Below are 19,832 nucleotides of genomic sequence, written 5' to 3'. Positions count from 1 at the left end.
ATGAAAAATTCATGGGGACGCTGAAACGTCCCTATGTTTGCATTAAGGCAGGTTAACACCTCGTGAACTCACATACAAGGTATACCATTCGTCACGAGTCAGAGTGACATTGACGGCATCTGCGCTTGCTTTGATCCGGTCAGGGTTTGCAGTGCCAATGACAGGCTGAATGCCAGCAGGATGCCTCATCAGCCAGGCAAGAACAATGGCTTCTGGTGTGGTTTGTTTTTCTTCGGCCAGCTTTTGTACCAGGGCTGCAGTGTTCTTGACACTTTCACTTTCACTTTCATTTTCAATGTTTTTCCCTGAATAGAGCCCTTTAGCAAGTGAACCCCACGATTGAATCTGGATATTCTCCATCTGGCAATACTCTAACGTTCCTTCCGGGAAGGTGTTTTGGCGTGCCGCTTCCTGATTGACATGTACACCAGTATCGAGCCAGCCGATTTTATGTAAGCTCATTTCCAGTTGGTTCACGATGATTTTTTCGTCCGTATGCTGCTGCAGCAAACGCATTTGTCCAGCACTCATATTCGAAACACCAAACGAACGCACCTTGCCGGAAGCCTTAAGCTGATGGAATGCTTCTCCAACCTCGCTTGGCTCCATTAGAGGATCGGGACGGTGCAACAACAGGATATCCAGGTGATCAATTCCAAGCCTTGAAAGAATTCCATCCACACTATCAAGAATATACGATTTCGAAAAATCATACCTTGTCGGCAGCCCAGACTCCTGATCTCCGAAACGAATGCCGCACTTCGACTGGATGATGATTTCCTCACGAAGCCCCGGCTTTTCTTTTAAAACCTGTCCAAAAACCCTCTCCGCTTTCCCCAATGTATAAATATCAGCATGGTCAAACATAGTTATTCCCGAAGCCAGAGCAGCTTCCACCGCTTCATGCGCCTGCTTCACATGTGCCGGCTCAATCGGCTGACGATCCCAGCTTCCCCCCAGCCCCATGCAGCCAAACACAAGCTCCGAAGCATTCAATCCATTTTGGTTAATAGGCAGCTTTTTCAAACTAGATCCCTCCTGAAGTAAACTTAAAATCCTTTTGCAAGCCATTCTACCATATCAGAAGCGCAGGGACGCTTCTCCTGCTTCGACGCACAGGGACGTTTCTTCTGCTTCCATGTCGCAAGGGGCCAACATGAAAAATAGAGGGACCTAACTTTTTAAAAAGTTAAGCCCCTTACAACCACGCCGCTGAGTTCCTTCTTTTAAAGCTCGCCACCGTTAGTAAAATTACTTCGATCTCCCTCCGCGAAATCAGTACCCTTTTCAACTGATTCCAACCCGTAACCTGTTTCGCTTATTTCGAATGACTCTTCGTTTTGAACCTTATTTTGATTTTCGGCATTCTTATTTCTTTCTTTATTGTCTTTCATAACTTTCCTCCTGAGTTTTTGCTGGAGTTATTTTCTTTTTATGTTGCTCAGGAACAGGAAAAGTATGTAATCTTGGAAGCAAGGGGACGCTTCTCCTGCTTCCTACCTCACCGCTAAAAAGAAGCACCAGGTACGTCCCCGTGCTTCACTGTTATGTTACAATGCTGAAAAAGGGGATTATCCATGGAGGAGGACAGGCAAAATGGTGACTCTGTTAACGTATTTTGTTTCCTTTATATTTATTGTGATATCTGTATTCATTACCCTAACTTTTAAAAATGAACTTGAGCGGATGTTTCGTGAGGAAAAAGAGGTATTCGTTTTTCACATCTTCAATGTGCTGATCACTCTGACCGTCGCTATCGCATCCCAGGCAGTTATAACGATTTATGTAATTGGCCATAAGTTTCACTTCATTAGCAATGCACTCATACTATTGGCCATCACCCTACCCGTCTATCTCCTTGGACACCTTGCATTTGAAAAATATAAAACTGTATACCGTAAATATGCAGCTACAGAGAACGGGAAGGTACTGGTTCTTAACGAGAAGTATGTAAAAAAGAGAAAATGGTTTATGAATCTTAGGCACTATAATGTTAAATAAAGAAAGCGGGAGAAGCACAGAGACGTTTCTGTGCTTCCCTTATTAAATAGATATTGGAAGCACTGGGTACGTTCCCGTGCTTCTAATGACTGTTAACATTGAGCCACGCAAAGCACCCTTTGTTCCATAAGCCTCATTTTATGTTTTTAACGACTTCATAATTGGTTGGAAGTTCTTTAATTTTCTTCTCGTCGAAGGCTGATATGGAACCAACCGTCCCATTGTCGCGCCCAGTGGTTAACCAATAAAAAGCGTACCATACATCAGTACGCTTTCATGGGCAAAAAAAGAAGCATAAGATACATCCCTACACTTCATTGACCTTATAATGCTATATGAAACAGAGGGAGAAGCACTGGGTACGTCCCCGTGCTTCTCCTATTGCATTTGATGGAGCATTTTTTCTAGATGCTTTACAGTGGGAGTTAAATTCACTAGAAAATAGGATTCTCTTAATCTTCTTGATGGAGCGCTGTACTTCAGATAACCTGCTCCGCCTTGGTGAAGCATGCTGCCATGAGCAGCTTTTGAAGTAAGATAGGCCGTACGCAAGCGTAATTGAAGAAGTTCCTTCCATTGCTGCAAGAGCCCTTCCCCATCAGCAAGTTTAAACGTTTCCATGCGAATTAGTTCTAATTCTCTTTCTAGATCATCTGGCTGAACGGAAAGATAATCATTGCAGCCTCCCTGCTTATTGCAAACCTGACGGATGGAAGCTATCGATGCCTCAGTTACACCCAGGCCAAGCGGTATTTGATAAAGAACAAATGCAGGCCTGATTTTTTCAATGAATGTATCCACATCATGTGAGACAATCCATTCCTCAGGAATCGTCACATCATCGAATGCACATGAATAAGTAGCACTGCCATTTACGCCTAAATACTCAAGCTTTGCTTTCAATGTAAGTCCTTCTGCATTGCAAGGAACCACTGCCATCATTCTTTGCTCAGGGCTAACCTCTGCAATGATGCCGAACCAATGGCCTTTACCCAGATTCGAGACAGAAGGCAACTGCCCATTCACACTGTATCCTTCATTCGTCTTCTTCGCTTTGAGATGCAATGTTTCCAGCCCGGCATAATACTTCATCGGATTGGAAAGCCCGGTCCCGCCCAGAAGCAGGCCATTTTCCAACTGCGGTAAAATTTCATCCTTTAAGTACCTATTTTCACTATTTCGGATATAAGTTAATGCAGCAAGGTGGCACCAAAGGTTAAAACCAGTTGTCATGCAGACTTTAGATACTTCTTCTACCACACGGACTTCTGTTGAAAAGTCTACCCCAGTATTGGAATTCAGGAATCCAGCTTTGCCAATGCTTTTTAGAAATTCCTCCGCATAGTAGGCCTCAGCGTCAATCCTGCGCACGAATGGCTTAAGCTGTTCCTGGATTAAGAACGCCAAACTCGTCATATCTTTCAAAGCTTCCCTCTCCCTTTTCATGCCGTTTTAAAAAGAAAACCTCCAGCGAAGGAGGTTCCGGACTTATGACAATTCAGTAATTGTATCGATTGGTGCCTTAACAGCTTCACGAGCCTTCTTGACTGTAGACTCATCTGGAGAATCATAAAAGCAAAGGCATTTTGTCATATCTTCACATACATAGGTCCTTGAGAATGTGACTTCAGGGACTTCCGAATAGTGAACGGAATTCTTGGATTTTCTTTCTAGGTAAGCATCCATTGTCAGATTTTCCGGAAGGTTCCATTCAACAAGGTAATTCACTTTGTCTGCCTGTTTCTTCACTTCATCTAAATCTCTTCCGACAAGACGGACAGGTTTGATTAGAGTTACAGGAACTCCTAATGCTCTTAAACCTTCATTTATTACATTTCGTTCCTCCGCCTCAAGAATAAAGAAAGCTCTGGATAAATCCTTTGCAACTTGGACCTCAATTAATGTCGCATTCTGCTTGCCTAACTCATCACGGATTTCACCGGCCTTTTTTTCAAAGGACTCTTTATCTTTCACTGCATTGTTAAAAATTGATTCCACTAAATATAAAGTTGCCATTACTTATTCCTCCTTATTATATTTATCCAATCTGTTTACTTGGTATTACTTATAGATTATTTTATTACACTAAGTAATAAAAAACAACTTAGTTGTTTGAAAATTTTTATGATATGATTTATTTAACCAAGCTTCGGAGGTTTTATCTATGAGAGAATCTAAATATGATTTACCATGCAATATCGCCCAAACCTTGAATATCATTGGAGATCGGTGGACCTTACTGGTATTACACGAAATCTTAGCTGGAAGAACCACTTTTAATGAAATAAAAAAAGAACTGAATGGTATTTCATCAAATATATTGTCAGACCGCTTAAAACATTTGGAGCAGTCAGGCCTGGTGGTCTCTTCACTTTATTCAGAACATCCCCCGCGATATGAATACAGGCTTACAGAAAGCGGCAAAGAACTCGAAGGAGTATTCAATGCCATGATCATGTGGGGCAGGAACAATCTTGAAAAATGCTACAAGAAATTAATTCATACAGAGTGCAAGCATGAAGTGGAGTTAGCCTACTATTGTCCACACTGCAAAAGAAATGTCGATGAAGTAGAAGCAGTTGAGCTCGACACAGTAGACACAACTGGACTTAAATAATACATCCTTGAGACAGAGAGCGATTGTGCTCTCTGTCTTTTCTTTTAATTCTTTCCAATCCCCCATTGCCGGTTAATCCATGCTTCAAATACACCGACAGCCTTATCGAGGAGCAGCCCGGAAATTCCGATAAACACTATGCCCGCCATTACAAGGTCCAGTCTCATTGAATTTCTTGCATCGATAATCAAATATCCCAGACCTGATTGCGCTCCGACCATCTCTCCTGCAACAAGAAAGATCCAGGCAGTTCCTACCGCGATATGAAGGCCATTGGCAATGTACGGGAAAGCCGCCGGGAAAATGACCTTTGTTAATAGCTTGAACCCCTTAATTTCAAGGTTTTGCGCTACCTTCAAATAATTCTGATCAACTTTCCGTACTGCCGAAACGGTTGAAAGTAATACAGGGAAAAAGGCAGCTATGAAGATAATGACGATTGCCGGGATATCTCCTATTCCAAACCAAAGGACGATAAAAGGTGACCAGGCAATTGGTGAAACAGGCCTTATAATCTGAGCTACCGGATCGAGAACATTCCATAGCAGTGGAATGCGCCCAAGAATCAAGCCAAGCAGGACCGCTGCCAGTACTGCAGATAAATACCCGGCAAGGAAACGATACAGACTGACCTGAAAATGAGTAAAAAGAGTCCCATCCTGAATTAGGGAAACGATGCCTTCCCACACCTTTAAAGGAGGGGGAAAAAGGACAGCATCGTAATCACCAATCAAAATGATGAATTGCCATACTGCCACCAGCAAAGTAAAACCTATGGCCGCATTAAGAACAGTTTTGAATTTCATTTCATTCACATCGCTTTATCTATTAAAGAATTGTCTACAAATTCACTGTAAGTTGGAGGATTCTCCATCAGTCCCATTTCAATGAGATTTTTCCTAAGTTCCTCAAACTCAGATTCCTTGATTTTTAAATCATCATAAGAAATCCATTGGAAGGAAAGATCAAGCACATTCTTTTCAACCTTCATATATTTAGATGACATTTCATGGGTCTGCTCATCCTTTAACTCTGCCAGATCACCAGCTTTGACATACTGGTCGACAAATTCTTGTGCAACTTTATTTTCCTTTTTGATAAAATCTTTTCGCAGCACCAAGGTGCAATCGATTGAGTCTTTCCACACATCCTGATCCTGATACAGGACCTTGCCTTTTTCAATAGCAACGGAAATGGCACCAAACGGTTCTGCTACTACATAACCGGCAATCCTTCCTTCAGACAAGGCGGCCGGCATTTCTGCAGGCGGCATTTCAATTGCTTTTACATCCTTATATTCAAGTCCATTTTGCTTTAACATCTGATATAACAAGATGTTGTGAGTCGAAAATTTATGGGGAATCGCAAAACTTTTCCCTTTCAGATCTTCTGCACTGTTAACATCATTAGCGGTTACGAATACATTTCCATCCCGATGTCCCAATGCGACAGCACTTAAATCAATCCCCTGTTCCTTCGCCTTCATCGCTAATGTAACCAAAACAGAAGCACCATCAATCCTGCCTGTATTCAAGGCATCCATCAGTTCAGGCCAAGAACCGAATTTCACAAGTTCCAAATTGAAATTCTCGTATTCTTTCATTTCCTTTTCAATATAAAGGGGGACAGCGTGGGTAATTGGCAGATAGCCGATCTTAACCGTTTTTTTCTCGCCATCTCCTGTTGATTCTTGACTGCTGCCAGAGCCGCATGCAGCTAATGTCAGGGCCAGGACCGAAACCAGAATAAGCAGCGTGATTTTTTTTATGGACTTTTTCATTCAAATTCTCCTTTGCCTTTTAAATGTTTAAATATGATACTCAATCGGGGAGTTTGCACGGTTAAAATGGAATTCTTCAAAGATCATCTTCCTGTAATGCTGAAAATCACTGTGGCTGCGGTCACGAGGTTTCGACAAGTGGATTTTAATTTCCTTGTGAATTCTGCCTGGATTGGCTTGCATAATAAAAATGCGGTCTGACAAATAAATCGCCTCATCGATATCATGAGTAACAAGGGCAATTGTCGTTTTTTCCTGGGATTGGATACGAAGTAGTTCATCTTGAAGATAATAGCGATTAAAGGTGTCCAGGGCAGCAAACGGCTCATCCATGAGAATCATTTCAGGCTGCAGTGCAAGAGCCCTTGCGATTGCAATTCTTTGCTTCATCCCGCCTGAAACCTCATGGGGGAACAAATCGCCTTTATCTTCTAAACCGACCAGGGTTAAATAATGTAAAGCACGGTCCCTTCGCTCCTTCGGATTAAGGTTTAAGCCCTCGAGTCCAAGTTCAATGTTTTTTACAGCAGATCTCCATGGGAGCAGACCATAGTTTTGAAAAAGCATGACACATTTGCGTGTCGGTTTGTTCACAGGCTTTCCATCTAATAACACTTGCCCTGCATCTTTCTCTTCAAATCCTCCGATAATGTTCAACAGCGTGCTCTTTCCACATCCACTCTCACCCAAAATAGAAACGGTTTCTCCACGGTTGATTGAAAGTGAAATATCGTCCAAAACCCTTATATTCTTATTGTTGTTAGGAAAGCTTTTACTTACTTGATTAACATTAATGATTGGAACCTCGCCCACGTTTCTAACACCCACCTTCCTACCCTTCACTTATATTTATATTATTCCTATAAAAATAGTATGAATTAACTTTAAGTTATTTTATTATACTTTGTTCATTTTTACAACTTATAAAAACAGAATATTTTTCACATTTTGAAGTTTTATTTAAACTTACTTCCCTTGAACAAGAAAAAGCTGTTGGGAGCTCTGTCCAACAGCTTTCAAGGGACGTACCCTTTGCTTCTTTTTCTCAACAGAAAAGAAGCATAAGATACGTCCCCATGCTTCAAAGGCACAGCCGGAGAAAAACTCTTGTTGCACCTTCCTTCTATGCCAACCGTCCCCGTGTCTTCCCTAGTTCTTTCGGAAGTTCTTGAAAAAACAGTAGTAATAGGCACGTTTGTAATTACATAGATACCACCTTTTTGTTTATTGAGCTAGATAGCTTTTCGATCCATCTTGTACAGACCTTGTAGGAAGCCTGAAAAATAGGACTCTGGATAAATGTATATATAAAGGTGAAAATAAAGACCGGCCCGCCCAGTAATAGGGCAACCACCAGCACAATACTCTCAACAATCATTCGCACTCTGCTAATTGAGTACCCGAGCTTAACTGAAATCGCAAGCATAAATCCGTCTCTTGGCCCTGACCCAATTCGAGCAGCATTATACATTCCGCCTCCAATACCCATGATTACCACACCAAGCAGCAACACCAAAATATCAATCATGAGAGTGGAAGCCTGGGGCAAAACATCCAGCCAGAGAAAAAAGTCAACCATTGTGCCAACCATCATTGCATTAATAAAGGTGCCAATATTAACATAACTACGATCAATCAAGAGCGTTACAAGAACTAACATGACACCAAAAATCACGTTCCATGTTCCGATTGTTAAGCCAAACTTATCATAAAGTGCAATATTCAATACATCCCAGGGATGGATTCCTAAGTACTTAACCTTAATTGCCACAGCTATACCGTAACTAAAAAGGATAAGTCCAACTATAAAAAAGGGAATTTGTATTTTCAGCTTCATTTTATCACTTCATTTCTATCAACTTAATAAAAGCATTTAAAGCAGGAGTTTCCATGGTATTTTGCTGCCTCTCCCGCTTTTTTTCAATCACCCTATTCAAAATTAAGTTCCATAAATATCGGCATATGATCACTCAAACTAATCCATTCTACATAGGTTCCAATTCCCAAGCTTCTTATCTGTTTAAGGAGTGTTTTTGATGCAAAAATAAAGTCAATGTGAAATGGGCTAGATTTACTCTTCCTAAAATAATGCGTTGGCTGTAATTCAAGACCTTGTTCCTCATTAAACAAATGATGATATGCACTTTTAATATTTACTTTCTCTAGAAAGTCAACTACCTCTGAGTGGGTTCCTACCCGTTTAATATGATCAAAGATTTTATTACTGTTCCAATCACCTGCAATAATACAAGGCTCTTTAAGTAAGGATTCATAATACTTTAAAGCCAGAAATATTTGCCCTATATAACTATCAAACTTGCTCTTTGTAAGTTGAGACCAAACTGCAAATAGCAGGAAACTTTGTTTTCCAGTAACTATTAAAGGAATAATATAGCGAAAATCCTTATTATAGGATGGATGCAACTTTATATTAAAGTCATCATTTAAATTGAGTATTCCAATGCCCTTATTCAAATTGTCACCAAACCAGAGAAATTGATTAATATCCTTATGATGATTTTTCCCTCTCCATTTTTCTGGAGCTTCGCATTCCGGGATGACTAATATATTTGCATTGAATGGGAATATATTATCAATTTTATCTCTAAATCGCATAGAAGCATTCCATGAAATAAACCTCATATTCCAACTCCTTCAAAAAGAGAGCTAAATTTGTTCTATCGACTCTTCTACAACCCCAAAACATAACCATTCTTATTTATTGCTGGTAAAAACTCAAACGGTTTAATACCGCCACGTAAATACTTACCTATAGGGAAATCCATATCACCCTTTAATAATAAAATAACTTCCTAAATTGATTAAATAAATTAGTTATTTTTTCCATTATATCAAATTAAAGCTTAAATAATGAGCGTATTAGAACGAAAGTATAAGAGAGGATACTTTACAGCAAGGAGATATTATCATGTTATTATTTCTTAATTTCTTGAAGAAGCAAAGGACAGAGACAACTCCTGAAAAGGCGAAAACTGTCGCTCCAAAGCAGGTTGCCGTAAGAAAAGGTGAAATTGGAGAATACAAGATTGATATACAGCTGGATCAACTGCCAAAGGACTGTCGCTACTTGAGTGACCTTCTTATAAAGAATCCTAAAGCAAAATCAGGATATTCACAGATTGACCATGTTGTGCTGACACCCTATGGCATTTTTATAATTGAAACGAAAAACTATCAAGGAACGATCTACGGCGGGAAAGACAGAAAAACATGGTCCGTCAATGGAAAGTTCAAAATGATGAACCCGTTTGTCCAAAACTACGGGCATATAAAAGCACTATCGTCTTTGATTAATCAAAAGTACGAAGAGTGCTTTGTATCATTTGTTTCTTTTACTAAGCGATCTACGTTTAAAGTGGATTTAGATTACCGGAAAATACAGTCAAACGAACTGGTCATTTATGATATAGAGCTATCAGAGTTCATTCATCGGAAAGTTTCCGTATTAAAGATTCAACACAAAGAACCTCTCTTAAGCGAGAGGGAGATTTCGGTGATTTACGATGTCTTTTTAAATGCAGATATTAAAGACCCTGCCATTAGACGAGAACACGAACAGGCTTTGAAGGCTGATACTACAGACAACACTCAAGCAACTTGTTCAATCTGTAATAAATCCGTATCAGATAAAGTTAAATCATATTGTTTATCAAACCACAAATTTAATGGGAAGATTTATTGTTATGAGCATCAGAAGAACAGCAAAATCAACATTTAAGCGATAAAAGAAAGAGGATAGCTAATTGGCTACCCTCTTTACCTTATAACACAGAAATTGTTTCTATGTTTCTAGTTCACTTTTTGAATTTCTTAACGATAAAAAAAACAGCGGGTATAATTGGACCAATTACTTTACCAATTCTCCCAGTTATATTGCCTATTTTAGTTTTACAGTGAGAACAAAAAAGGGCATTCTTAGTTAGCGGTCTTCCGCATTTCTTACATTTATTCAAAATTCACTTCCTCCTTTTTTAACAGTAGTTGTTCGCCTGTTAATCGTATTTCTATATATTCTGAGTCTAATTTGTCGATATGAGAATCAATCATTGCTATAATATTTTCGGGGTTTTTGTACCACATATCTTCTTTTTCAATTTTAGGATTATATGGGAGAAATTCTGCTACTTTTTCCATTTTACCTGCATATTCATTAATACATGCTTTCAAAGGTATTAGAGATTCTTTTAATGAGTTGACTTCTCCCAATTCTTCATAAATTAGTGCAAGGTAATTTGAGGATTTAATTATACTGTCAAATATGGTCTGAGTGTCGAGAAATTCACCTTCAATTTTATTTGTATCGACTCTATGAAATAAAGAATAGAAGATTTGTTTAAAAGATGATTGAGGTAACTTATTTATAAATTTTGTATTGGCTTCAAGAGATTCAATTAGTTGCCTTCTTCCTTTATTCAACTCAGATACAGCCTGAGTCAATAATTGCTTACTTACGGTTTTGTCATTAGCTAGCAAAGCTTGTTTATATGTGTCTATGGCACCTTCGATTACACCAATTCGGTCTGTGAGTTGGCCTCGTAACACATCAGATACTTGTTCATTAAGTAATTCTAATTGCTCTAAAACTGCAGCCATTGTTGATTGTAAGGCTATATTATTTACATTACTAAAATTAAGAGGATTCGTTTCTTCTAATCTAGCTTGGCAAACAAAAGAACCATTTTGATCTTTTATAGTTGGTAACTTCATCCCAGTTTTATCAAAGTTCCACTCTGCACTTCCATCTTCCAATCTCTTACTAATATCTTTAGGGATTATCACTTTGTAGAGACTATCCTTTTTAATTAACTTTTGTGCCTCATAAAATGCCGGGACATTTCTAAACCCATTTATCACTTGATTTAAATTAAAATCGTATCGTTGACTAAGTTGTTTTTTAGATAATTCCAAAGTAGGGTCATTAGAGGATTGTTTAAAAGTAAGATTGCTCTGTACATTAATTATTTGTTGCTCTTTAACCATTTTTATATCCCCTCTATAGTAGATATCATGATAACCTTCACTTCTTTCAGATACTATACCTTCCTACTTTCCTAATAAAACCCATTCAATTTTAGCATTTCCGAATTAAATAGACGAGGGAACTATTGTCTCTCGTCATTTTTATTGTGCGCTGTCCTTTTCACTCGAGGTATCAATACTATAATTTGGTATACCTTCCCCTCTCCATTAACCAACTATTACTCCTTTTTACTGCCCACCAAATAGATTTTTGCATTGCCGTTTTATAATAAGATTGAACCTCCTTGTTATAGAAAGAGGATGATTCAAATAGCTTGACCAATTCTTTATTTGTAAAAACTCTATTTTTTTCAACTTTCTTTTCAAAATCAAGTACAAAATTTAACGTTTGTTGATTAAGGTTATACTTTTCAACCATCACCAATTGAATTTCCCCTTTTCAAATTTATTGAGAAGTTTTGAAGCTTTTGACAGGTCAAAAGCTTCCCGGAATAACATCCGTTTCAGAAGACTTTGGAAGGTCTCTGCCGGCTTGATAATATTACGTCAACTCAACTGTTTTATTTTAGACTCTTTCTCATTTCTTTTTACCTTCCGTCAATTTTAATCGAACACTAGCATAATCTAATAATCTTTCAATAAATTCAGATCCAGCTTTAACTGAGATAGATTTATTGGCCGGTAACGATCCAATATATATTTTGCCATCTTCGATTAAGCCTGGTGAGCACTCTCTTACTTTATCGATTACTTGAAGATTTGTGAATCCGTTTCGTCGTCCATTATGAAATATCTCATATGAATCCGTTTCTTTAGAGTACCCGCTAAACTGGTCGAGATTTAATTGGAGAATAGGTGTTGAAAGCCCAGGAATATCAACAGCAACTATTAAGTACGTATTTCCTCTTCTATTTCCAAATACAGGATCATCCACCAATACACCTGTTCCAAATACACCTACTCTAAAAACTAAATGTTTTCCACTTAAATCTTTTACAATTAAACTACGGTAATACCCGGGGGAATTTCCTCCTCCAGCATTTCCGAACGAAAATATTCCGTATGATAAATCCCGTTTTATTTCCGTCTTGTACTTACCACTTACTTTAATCTCACCACATAAAATAAAATTCTGTACCTCAGAAAAGAATGTGTGCATAGTATCCGGAGTTCCTTCTCCAATGTATCCCGCTTGTAGTAAAAAACTTATATAACGATCATAGGAAATAAGTTCATATGGTAATCTTCGTAACTCGCGATATTTTGTATATTCGACTTTTCCTTTAATTAATTCTGAATATGTATAGAGCTCATTTGTTAAAGGAACCGCTTCTCCCTTAATGACCTCAAAAAACTGCATTTGTTTGCCATTGGAAATTCCTATATATTTCGCTTTTAGTATTTCATTATATGATTTAACTTGCATCAACGTATGATCGGTCAATTCAACATGACTAGCCTTTATTTCTAATACTAATAGAGCGTGTTCATCTCCATCTCTATTTTTGTTCCAAACAACTATATCTGCTCTTTGTCTTGAGGTTGAGTCAATTTTACCAAGGGGATATTCTGTACTAATAGTATCTCTGGGTATCCCCATTTCCTCTATTAGTACAGTTAGTACTCTTTGTCTGACCTCTTCTTCTGGAGTATGCTGAAGTAAGATTTGGCGGCAAGGATCATATAATAGTTTTTTTCTCCCGTTTTTATATATTTTCATAAATGTCTTTCCTTTTATATAATTTAATCGGATAACGATCCACTTTTCCCACATCAATGAATTCTACATATCCCTTCGCAAGAAAATATAATTCAGTGGTAACAGTGGTGTGAACTTGTCTAGATACATCATAAAGAATTACATTATCTTCGAAATCACCATTATGTAAAACAAGAAAAGTTGTCATCATCTGATCGTCATTATCCAAATCTTCGTTTACGAGTGCATATACACCATATGGATTGTCTCGCAGAAATGCCTTTAACTGCTTCTCTGTTAAATGTTCATCAATAATTTCATAGGTCTCTTTCCGAATTGTTATTGTTTCTGGGAACATTACTATCCACCCCTTCTATAATTATTTTACCAAATTATTCAATCTAAAATATTGCTATTCTAGTTTTTTACTGCAAACTGAACGTTTTTGTTCCCCTGCTTTTTTTGATATTTATGATTACTGATATCCAGTGTAGACCTGCCCCTTGGTACCATCAATCAGACAAAATAAAATAGCGTTTATCCCACCATCCATATAAAAAAAGGCCCGAACCCAAGGATTCAGACCACATTACGTTATTTAACTACCTTCTCCCTAACCTCATTACTCTTCAGCAACTCTTTAATCTTCATATCAATTCTTTCAATTTCAGTCGTAGGATTCCTCCACCAGTTCCGGCTCCAGATCCGTTCTATGGTCCATCCTCTGCTTTCGAGGAAACGCTGACGATAGACGTCTCTTTCTTTGGCATTGGCGGAACTGTGATACATGGCACCGTCACATTCAATCCCCAACATGTATTTCGAATGATCGTTCGGATCCACGATGGCCAAATCAATCCGATATCCTGACATCCCTACTTGCGTGACGACATCGTAACCAAGATTTCTAAGCTGCTTATAAACTTGCTCTTCGAATGGCGAGTCGAAATGCAATTCTTGTTCCTGTACATGCGTATTAACATTTTCGTTAATTTCTTGGACGACGGTATTAATGTGCGCAGGCTGGGCAGCAGCAACTGCTTTCACAAATTTCAAATAGGACTTTAACAGTTTCGGTCCAAGTCCAGCTGTTCCCGCTACATTCAGCTCCTCAGGTTCGACACTTGAAACAACCATGATTTCTTCCTTGGCACGCGTTACCGCTACATTTAAACGGTTTTCGCCACCTTTTTGATTCAGCATACCAAATCGGTTGTAAATCCTGCCTTCTTCATTTTTAGCATAACCAATAGAAAATAAGATGATATCCCGCTCGTCTCCCTGAACATTCTCGATGTTTTTCACAAATACACGTTCATCCAAGTCCCTGGACATCATTTGGTTATAAACAGCACTGAATTTTTCATCTTCCCCTGCCATTTTTTCGATTAAGTCAAGGATTTTAGTTTGCTGTTTGGCATTGAAGGTGATAATCCCGACCGTCTTGTTCGGCCGGTTCTTTAAGATATCCTTCAAGGTTTTTACTACTTCAATGGCTTCTACCTCATTGCACTGGTTAATCCATCGTCCATCTACCTTTTTCCACTCCATTGCAGGCGGTTTCCTGAATGGCACTACGTTAGGGGCAATTTGGACGTGGCCATTATAGAATGCATGATTGGAGAAATTGATCAGCTCTTCATACTTAGAGCGATAATGCCATTGCAGAATCTTTTCCGGAAACCTTCTTTTCGCCAGATTTAGCAAGCTAACTGAGTCATCTGTTTCATATTGTTCTTCCTCTTCGTCTTCATTCACGATAGAAGATTGGAACATATTAAACGGAGGAAGCTGCTTTTCATCCCCTGCCACAATCAGCTGTTTGGCACGATAAACGGCCGGAATTCCGCTCTCCACCGTACATTGGGATGCTTCATCAAAAATAACCAGATCAAACAATCCTTCTTTTAACGGGAAGATTGAAGAAACAATCTCGGGGGACGCAAGCCATACAGGCAGGATGTCCACCAACCCATCACGAGCAAATTCATTAACCAGTTTACGCAGCGACCAGATCATCCGCTTCTTGCCTACCTGGTGTTTAAGCTCCTTTACTTTCCTGGAATGCCTTTGCTGGGCCTCACTAACATTTGAGGTCAAGGTATGAATCAAAAACTGGGTGGCCATCTTCCGCTTTTCATCAATCAACTTGGCAAATGACTCCCTAATCCTCGCGAACTCATTGGTCGAAACCTGTTTCACCTGAGGATACTTTTGCTCAGTTTGGTCAATCCATTGAACATAAGCAGAATTGCGGAATAGGTCAACCCAATAGTCAGGCAGCCCCATTTCACTGTTATTGCTCTTTGCCTGCAATTTCAATATTACTTTTCTCTCGATTTCCGAGCAGCGATTCCAATAGTTATCCATCTGCTGAAGGTCTTCGAAGTCACTATGGATGTACTCCAGCATCTTATCCAGCTCTTTTAATGGAATATCCCCTTCAGAAACCCGACTCTTCAGTTCTTCGACAAAACCTTCATCAAAGTACCTTTTCAGCTTCTCAATTTCATCTGCCATTGTTTTTGTTTCTTTACCAAGTTGCTGCATCGTCATCAGGGACTTTTTTATTTTCATCCACTCTGTTGAACTAGTTCCTTTAAATTTCTCACCTTCAATCAATTCTTCAATGATTGACTTTCCAGAAAAGGAAGTCCACCACCATAAACGCAATCCCTGCAAAGTCCGCTTGTTTCCATCCTCAAGGTCCGGATAAATTTTATCCAGCTTATTTTGCACCAACCAAGTATAAGCAGGAGTAATTTTCTCGTGATCAAGCGACTCTAAATAGTCAACCGATTTACTCGCCATCTGGATTAATTGGTCCATCAACTCAATCAGTTCCAGTTTGTCTTTCATGCTTAGCTGCCCAAAAGATTTACGCTGCTTCAGCGGATAGGTATCATCACCAAACCGTTCATACCATTCCGCAAAGGTGAACACCTTCTCCGAAACATCGTCCAGAACATCTCGATTCAAAGACGGCAATACGTCAGTCAAATCGACAATTTGCGTGGTTTCTCCGACCGGATTGGCTTTTCCATACAAATCATATAAACGGAAACCAAAGTCCTGATATTCGTACATCGCATTGGCAATACTATTCAATAATTCCTCTTGAGAAGCCAGCTTATTTAACACCGAAGCTAAAAGTTGAACTGCCTGCTCATAGCTAATCTGGTTATGCTCCAACACAGAAGAAATCTTACTATAAAGCTTCTTTCGATCATTCTTCTCGTCATGCACTAGTGCAATATGACCACTTAGCCCAAGTCCATCCAATCTCTGATACACCACATCCAAAGCAGCACGCTTCTGGCAGACTATGAGTACTTTCTTCTCCTGCTTAAGAGCATCTGTAATCAAATTGACAATTACCTGGGACTTTCCGGTACCAGGCGGCCCATGAACCACAATTCCTTTTTTATAGCGAGCTTCTTTGAGAATTTCCTCCTGCGATCCATCCGCCTCCAGGAGATTAAGAATGTCAGGGTTCTCTTGTTCTAAAAATCCCTCAACATTTTCTTGTCCCCCTACGAATTCCAGGTCGTCAGGAGAAATCAATTCACCTGCCAAACCTAGCGCCCCATCCGCTGACAGGTCAATAAGCGCATCATAGTCTTTTACTAAGGAAGAACTGCCTTGTGGGAAATTCCCAATTACGGCATTCTCCAATAACGTCAGATTGACAACTTCGGGAATATCATCTTTTTTATATTCCTTTAACTTTGTCAGACCGTTTTGGGTAAAATGAACATTCATTTCCCGTTCTTTTAAGAACGAGAGCCAGGATTGGTAATCATAATTCTTAGCCACCTCCGCTGCTTCCTCGAAAAACTCTTCCGTAAAGTTTAGGCTATTCATCTTCTTAAAAGCCAAGAATAGAGTTCGATTAATCTGGGGTCCACCTTCATCCAGCTTCAATACCCACTTTTGAGATTGAACATTGTTCTTTTCCAGCCTGACCGGATATAAAAACAATGGTGCCTGAAAAAATGTCCCGTCAGCCCACGTACCGGATAGAAACGGAAAGCCCAAGTAAAAATCATGAACTCCAGTTTCTTCTTCGATTCCTTTCATGTTCCTGCTGAGGTCGGTAAGCTTTCTTGAGATAGCCATCGATTTTTCGTTATCCAACGAAGGCTTCAATAAGACTATTTCACCCTTGCTTTGCTTGATGATTTTCGAGACAATCGACTGGCTAACAGTCTCCTCACTCAACTCATCTAACTCTGTTAGGTCAAAACTCCATTTATTATATAGCTTAAGCAGCCGAATGGAGCGATTCCTTCTGCTGATATCGTTCAACTTATCCCTCATGTGAATCAATATTTCTTTCATTTTAAAACCTCTTTCTATTGCGATGTTCTAATATCCCGCGTTTCATAAATACGCATCGAAAGAACCGGAAATGCCAAGGAATCTTTAAAAGTGTAATAAATCCCCTTGTCATTGGACCAACTATTTTATGTCAAATATTATATCAGATTTTGGAAAAAATTGACGAAACTTCTTTATTTGCACCTTAAATTACCACAGAATCAATCACTAGCTCTAGTTGAATAGAAAAATATATAAAAAGTAAAAAAAGCTCGGGATATTCCCAAGCTTTTAGCCATCTGAATTAAAATAAAGCCAGATTTTTCGGCAAAATCTATGAAAACCGAATTTGTCGATAATTTTTATTTTCGCCATCCCATCTACTCCACCCTCCTAGCCGCCTGCTGAATAGGATCCCATACACCATTATACGGTGGCGCATACGCCAGATCTAAATCAAGCAGCTCATCCGTCGTCATGGAATGAAATATGGCCGTCGCTAATACATCGATTCGTTTATCGACGCCATTTTCCCCAATAATTTGCCCGCCAAGAACCTTATGTGTCTCTTTATGATAGACAAGTTTCAATTTCATTTTTTTATCATCGGGATAATAACCAGCGATATCAGTTGCTGTAATGGTGACAGCGCCACAGGGGATGTTCAGCGAGTTTGCCTCTTTTTCTGATAGCGCTGTTCTCCCCAGGGTTAAATTGAAAAATTTAATAATGGAAGTGCCGACAATTCCTTTAAACGTTTTATGTACATCAACCATGTTCAATCCGGCGATTTGTCCTTGCTTATTGGCATGTGTTCCCAATGGGACATGATCATCCTTTTCCTTTACTCGGTGATATTGTGTGGCACAATCTCCTGCCGCGTAGATATCCTCAATACTGGTTTGCATATAGGCATTTACCTGGATCGCACCATTTCCAATGGTTTTGATTCCTGTTCCTTCTAAAAAGGAGGTATTGGGCTTCACACCTACAGCGACTAGCACCAAATCTGTTTCATACTCTCCCTTATCGGTTTTCACAGATTCCACATTGTCACTTCCACCGAATGCTTCCACGGATTCACCCATTTTTAACACAATGTTTTGCCTTACTGCTTCTTCATGAATCAATTCTGCCATGTCTGTATCAAATATTTTGGCTAATTGCTCATTTCTTTCAATGATCGTTACCTTCTTGCCGAGCTCCGCAAAACTTTCAGCCATTTCAAGCCCAATGTATCCACCGCCAATCACGGTCACATTATGTATATCTCTTTCTAGATAATCCATTATTGCCTTTGCATCAGGGATGGTTTTTAGCGAGAAAATACCTGGAAGTGTCACACCCTCCCACTTTGGAATGACCGAGCTTACACCTGTCGCAATCAGAAGACGGTCATATGGCAGGCTAAACATTTCACCATTACTATGATTTATTCCACTTACCATTTTATTTTCTGCATCCACCTTTTGGACTTCATGAAATACACGTGCATCAATGCCATATTTCTCCTTAAAAGTAGACGGGGTCCGGGCGATTAACCGATCTGCGGACTCAATCTTCCCACTGATCACATAAGGCAGGCCACATTGCCCGTACGAATACACGCCTCCCTTTTCCAATACAGTGATTTCATGTCCAGAGCTGTTCCGGACCATTTGCATCGCAGCACTCATACCTGCTGCATCTCCGCCAATAATCAGTATTTTCATGTTTATCCCTCCCTTCTTTTTGTTTCCATTTATTACTTATTCTTAAACATCAGAGAGTTATAGTGACCTCAGAAAAAAATAATAAAATAAAACGGCTGCACCGACTGCCGTTTACTCACACGGTACCTTTTATAGATTAAACAATCTCATTAGGAATATCGATAATTAGCTATATTTCTGATTTTCCCACTATTTATGATATGGTTCACCGTGGTAATTTAAGAGGCAAAAAAACAGCATTGGATACTTTCAATGCTGTTTCTTATCTTATTTTACTGAGTATATTTTGAATTGATCAGGTGTCAAATTGCTTTTTATCTTTGAGTCCTTTAACAAGTCATTTCTAATTGCAACCATCGCTTCTCCAAGTGCTGTCTCCTTTTCAACATCTGTAGATGAGTTTGTTTTAACAGTTTCCAAAAAGGCGTATAGCTTTATTACAACATCGTCTGGACAATACATCCAGCATAAATCTACTTGTTGCAGGAAGTTTTCTTTTAAACTTGGACTATCCGAATTGTCATAGAACCCCTTAATACTTTTGATTAATTCCGCATAACGTTCTTCTTTTCTTTTGTAGCTCTCTTGCTTTCTTTTACTTCTTTCATTTAAACCCCAAGTAATAAATCCAGCTATTACTGTGATTAAAGATATCAGTAGCGGAAAATACTCAATCATGACTTGCTTAACCCCCTAAGACTC

The 19,832-nt window shown here is 39.1% G+C and carries 19 protein-coding genes; 3 read left to right on the top strand and 16 right to left on the bottom strand.

Going from position 1 to position 19,832, the window contains the following annotated elements; translation table 11 throughout:
• Positions 1 to 42: 42 nt before the first annotated feature.
• Together AABM38_RS02815 and AABM38_RS02810 are read right to left on the bottom strand one after the other, a co-directional pair.
• Entirely contained in the window at positions 43 to 1,026 is a 984-nt protein-coding gene (locus AABM38_RS02815) for an aldo/keto reductase (RefSeq protein WP_423409036.1), read from the bottom strand.
• 200 nt (positions 1,027 to 1,226) lie between these two features.
• Positions 1,227 to 1,394 carry a hypothetical protein gene (locus tag AABM38_RS02810; protein ID WP_423409035.1) on the bottom strand — a complete coding sequence of 56 codons (168 nt, stop codon included), beginning with the start codon at positions 1,392 to 1,394 and terminating at the stop codon, positions 1,227 to 1,229.
• Between the two features lie 202 nt (positions 1,395 to 1,596).
• On the opposite strand from AABM38_RS02810, the gene AABM38_RS02805 reads away from it, so the two are divergent.
• Positions 1,597 to 2,001 carry a hypothetical protein gene (locus AABM38_RS02805; RefSeq protein ID WP_423409034.1) on the top strand — a complete coding sequence of 135 codons (405 nt, stop codon included), beginning with the start codon at positions 1,597 to 1,599 and terminating at the stop codon, positions 1,999 to 2,001.
• Positions 2,002 to 2,379: 378 nt separating this feature from the next.
• Here the strand turns inward: AABM38_RS02805 and AABM38_RS02800 are convergent, their stop codons facing one another.
• Together AABM38_RS02800 and AABM38_RS02795 are read right to left on the bottom strand one after the other, a co-directional pair.
• Positions 2,380 to 3,417, bottom strand: a complete 1,038-nt coding sequence (locus AABM38_RS02800; protein WP_423410632.1) for an acyl-CoA dehydrogenase family protein — start codon at positions 3,415 to 3,417, stop codon at positions 2,380 to 2,382.
• 72 nt (positions 3,418 to 3,489) lie between these two features.
• A complete protein-coding gene (locus tag AABM38_RS02795) occupies positions 3,490 to 4,017 on the bottom strand; it encodes a DUF4242 domain-containing protein (RefSeq protein WP_423409033.1) in 528 nt (175 codons plus the stop codon).
• A gap of 148 nt (positions 4,018 to 4,165) precedes the next feature.
• Between AABM38_RS02795 and AABM38_RS02790 the strand changes: the two genes are divergently transcribed.
• Complete coding sequence (locus tag AABM38_RS02790) at positions 4,166 to 4,618, top strand: winged helix-turn-helix transcriptional regulator (protein ID WP_423409032.1); 453 nt, start codon at positions 4,166 to 4,168, stop codon at positions 4,616 to 4,618.
• Positions 4,619 to 4,662: 44 nt separating this feature from the next.
• Here AABM38_RS02790 and AABM38_RS02785 read toward each other — a convergent pair whose 3' ends face one another.
• The 5 genes from AABM38_RS02785 to AABM38_RS02765 all read right to left on the bottom strand — a co-directional run bounded on the left by AABM38_RS02785 (position 4,663) and on the right by AABM38_RS02765 (position 9,041).
• Positions 4,663 to 5,424, bottom strand: coding sequence for an ABC transporter permease (locus AABM38_RS02785; protein ID WP_423409031.1), 762 nt, complete (start codon positions 5,422 to 5,424; stop codon positions 4,663 to 4,665).
• Between the two features lie 5 nt (positions 5,425 to 5,429).
• Complete coding sequence (locus AABM38_RS02780) at positions 5,430 to 6,398, bottom strand: MqnA/MqnD/SBP family protein (RefSeq protein WP_423409030.1); 969 nt, start codon at positions 6,396 to 6,398, stop codon at positions 5,430 to 5,432.
• 27 nt (positions 6,399 to 6,425) lie between these two features.
• Entirely contained in the window at positions 6,426 to 7,211 is a 786-nt protein-coding gene (locus tag AABM38_RS02775) for an ABC transporter ATP-binding protein (RefSeq protein ID WP_423410631.1), read from the bottom strand.
• Between the two features lie 388 nt (positions 7,212 to 7,599).
• Positions 7,600 to 8,235, bottom strand: coding sequence for a YczE/YyaS/YitT family protein (locus AABM38_RS02770; protein WP_423409029.1), 636 nt, complete (start codon positions 8,233 to 8,235; stop codon positions 7,600 to 7,602).
• A gap of 92 nt (positions 8,236 to 8,327) precedes the next feature.
• Entirely contained in the window at positions 8,328 to 9,041 is a 714-nt protein-coding gene (locus AABM38_RS02765; RefSeq protein ID WP_423409028.1) for an endonuclease/exonuclease/phosphatase family protein, read from the bottom strand.
• A gap of 286 nt (positions 9,042 to 9,327) precedes the next feature.
• Here AABM38_RS02765 and AABM38_RS02760 point away from each other — a divergent pair, with 286 nt between their 5' ends.
• On the top strand, positions 9,328 to 10,137 hold the full coding sequence (locus tag AABM38_RS02760) for a nuclease-related domain-containing protein (protein WP_423409027.1): 810 nt from the start codon (positions 9,328 to 9,330) through the stop codon (positions 10,135 to 10,137).
• 227 nt (positions 10,138 to 10,364) lie between these two features.
• Here the strand turns inward: AABM38_RS02760 and AABM38_RS02755 are convergent, their stop codons facing one another.
• The 7 genes from AABM38_RS02755 to AABM38_RS02725 form a co-directional block, all read right to left on the bottom strand.
• Positions 10,365 to 11,399 (bottom strand): hypothetical protein, encoded by a 1,035-nt coding sequence (locus tag AABM38_RS02755; RefSeq protein ID WP_423409026.1) that lies wholly within the window; start codon positions 11,397 to 11,399, stop codon positions 10,365 to 10,367.
• 178 nt (positions 11,400 to 11,577) lie between these two features.
• Positions 11,578 to 11,817, bottom strand: a complete 240-nt coding sequence (locus AABM38_RS02750; protein ID WP_423410630.1) for a hypothetical protein — start codon at positions 11,815 to 11,817, stop codon at positions 11,578 to 11,580.
• Positions 11,818 to 11,976: 159 nt separating this feature from the next.
• The gene (locus AABM38_RS02745) at positions 11,977 to 13,119 is read right to left on the bottom strand and encodes a type I restriction enzyme HsdR N-terminal domain-containing protein (protein ID WP_423409025.1); all 1,143 of its coding nucleotides are present in this window, start codon (positions 13,117 to 13,119) and stop codon (positions 11,977 to 11,979) included.
• Positions 13,106 to 13,456 (bottom strand): hypothetical protein, encoded by a 351-nt coding sequence (locus tag AABM38_RS02740; RefSeq protein WP_423409024.1) that lies wholly within the window; start codon positions 13,454 to 13,456, stop codon positions 13,106 to 13,108. The genes AABM38_RS02745 and AABM38_RS02740 overlap by 14 nt, the downstream gene beginning before the upstream one ends.
• A gap of 236 nt (positions 13,457 to 13,692) precedes the next feature.
• Complete coding sequence (locus AABM38_RS02735) at positions 13,693 to 17,439, bottom strand: AAA domain-containing protein (RefSeq protein WP_423409023.1); 3,747 nt, start codon at positions 17,437 to 17,439, stop codon at positions 13,693 to 13,695.
• Between the two features lie 359 nt (positions 17,440 to 17,798).
• Complete coding sequence (locus tag AABM38_RS02730) at positions 17,799 to 19,130, bottom strand: CoA-disulfide reductase (protein WP_423409022.1); 1,332 nt, start codon at positions 19,128 to 19,130, stop codon at positions 17,799 to 17,801.
• A 267-nt stretch (positions 19,131 to 19,397) separates the two neighbouring features.
• Positions 19,398 to 19,808 (bottom strand): hypothetical protein, encoded by a 411-nt coding sequence (locus AABM38_RS02725; protein ID WP_423409021.1) that lies wholly within the window; start codon positions 19,806 to 19,808, stop codon positions 19,398 to 19,400.
• Positions 19,809 to 19,832: the final 24 nt, after the last annotated feature.

The organism is Heyndrickxia sp. MSNUG (assembly GCF_049532715.1).
Lineage (GTDB): Bacteria > Bacillota > Bacilli > Bacillales > Cytobacillaceae > Mesobacillus.
This window is presented reverse-complemented; position numbering and strand designations above follow the sequence as displayed.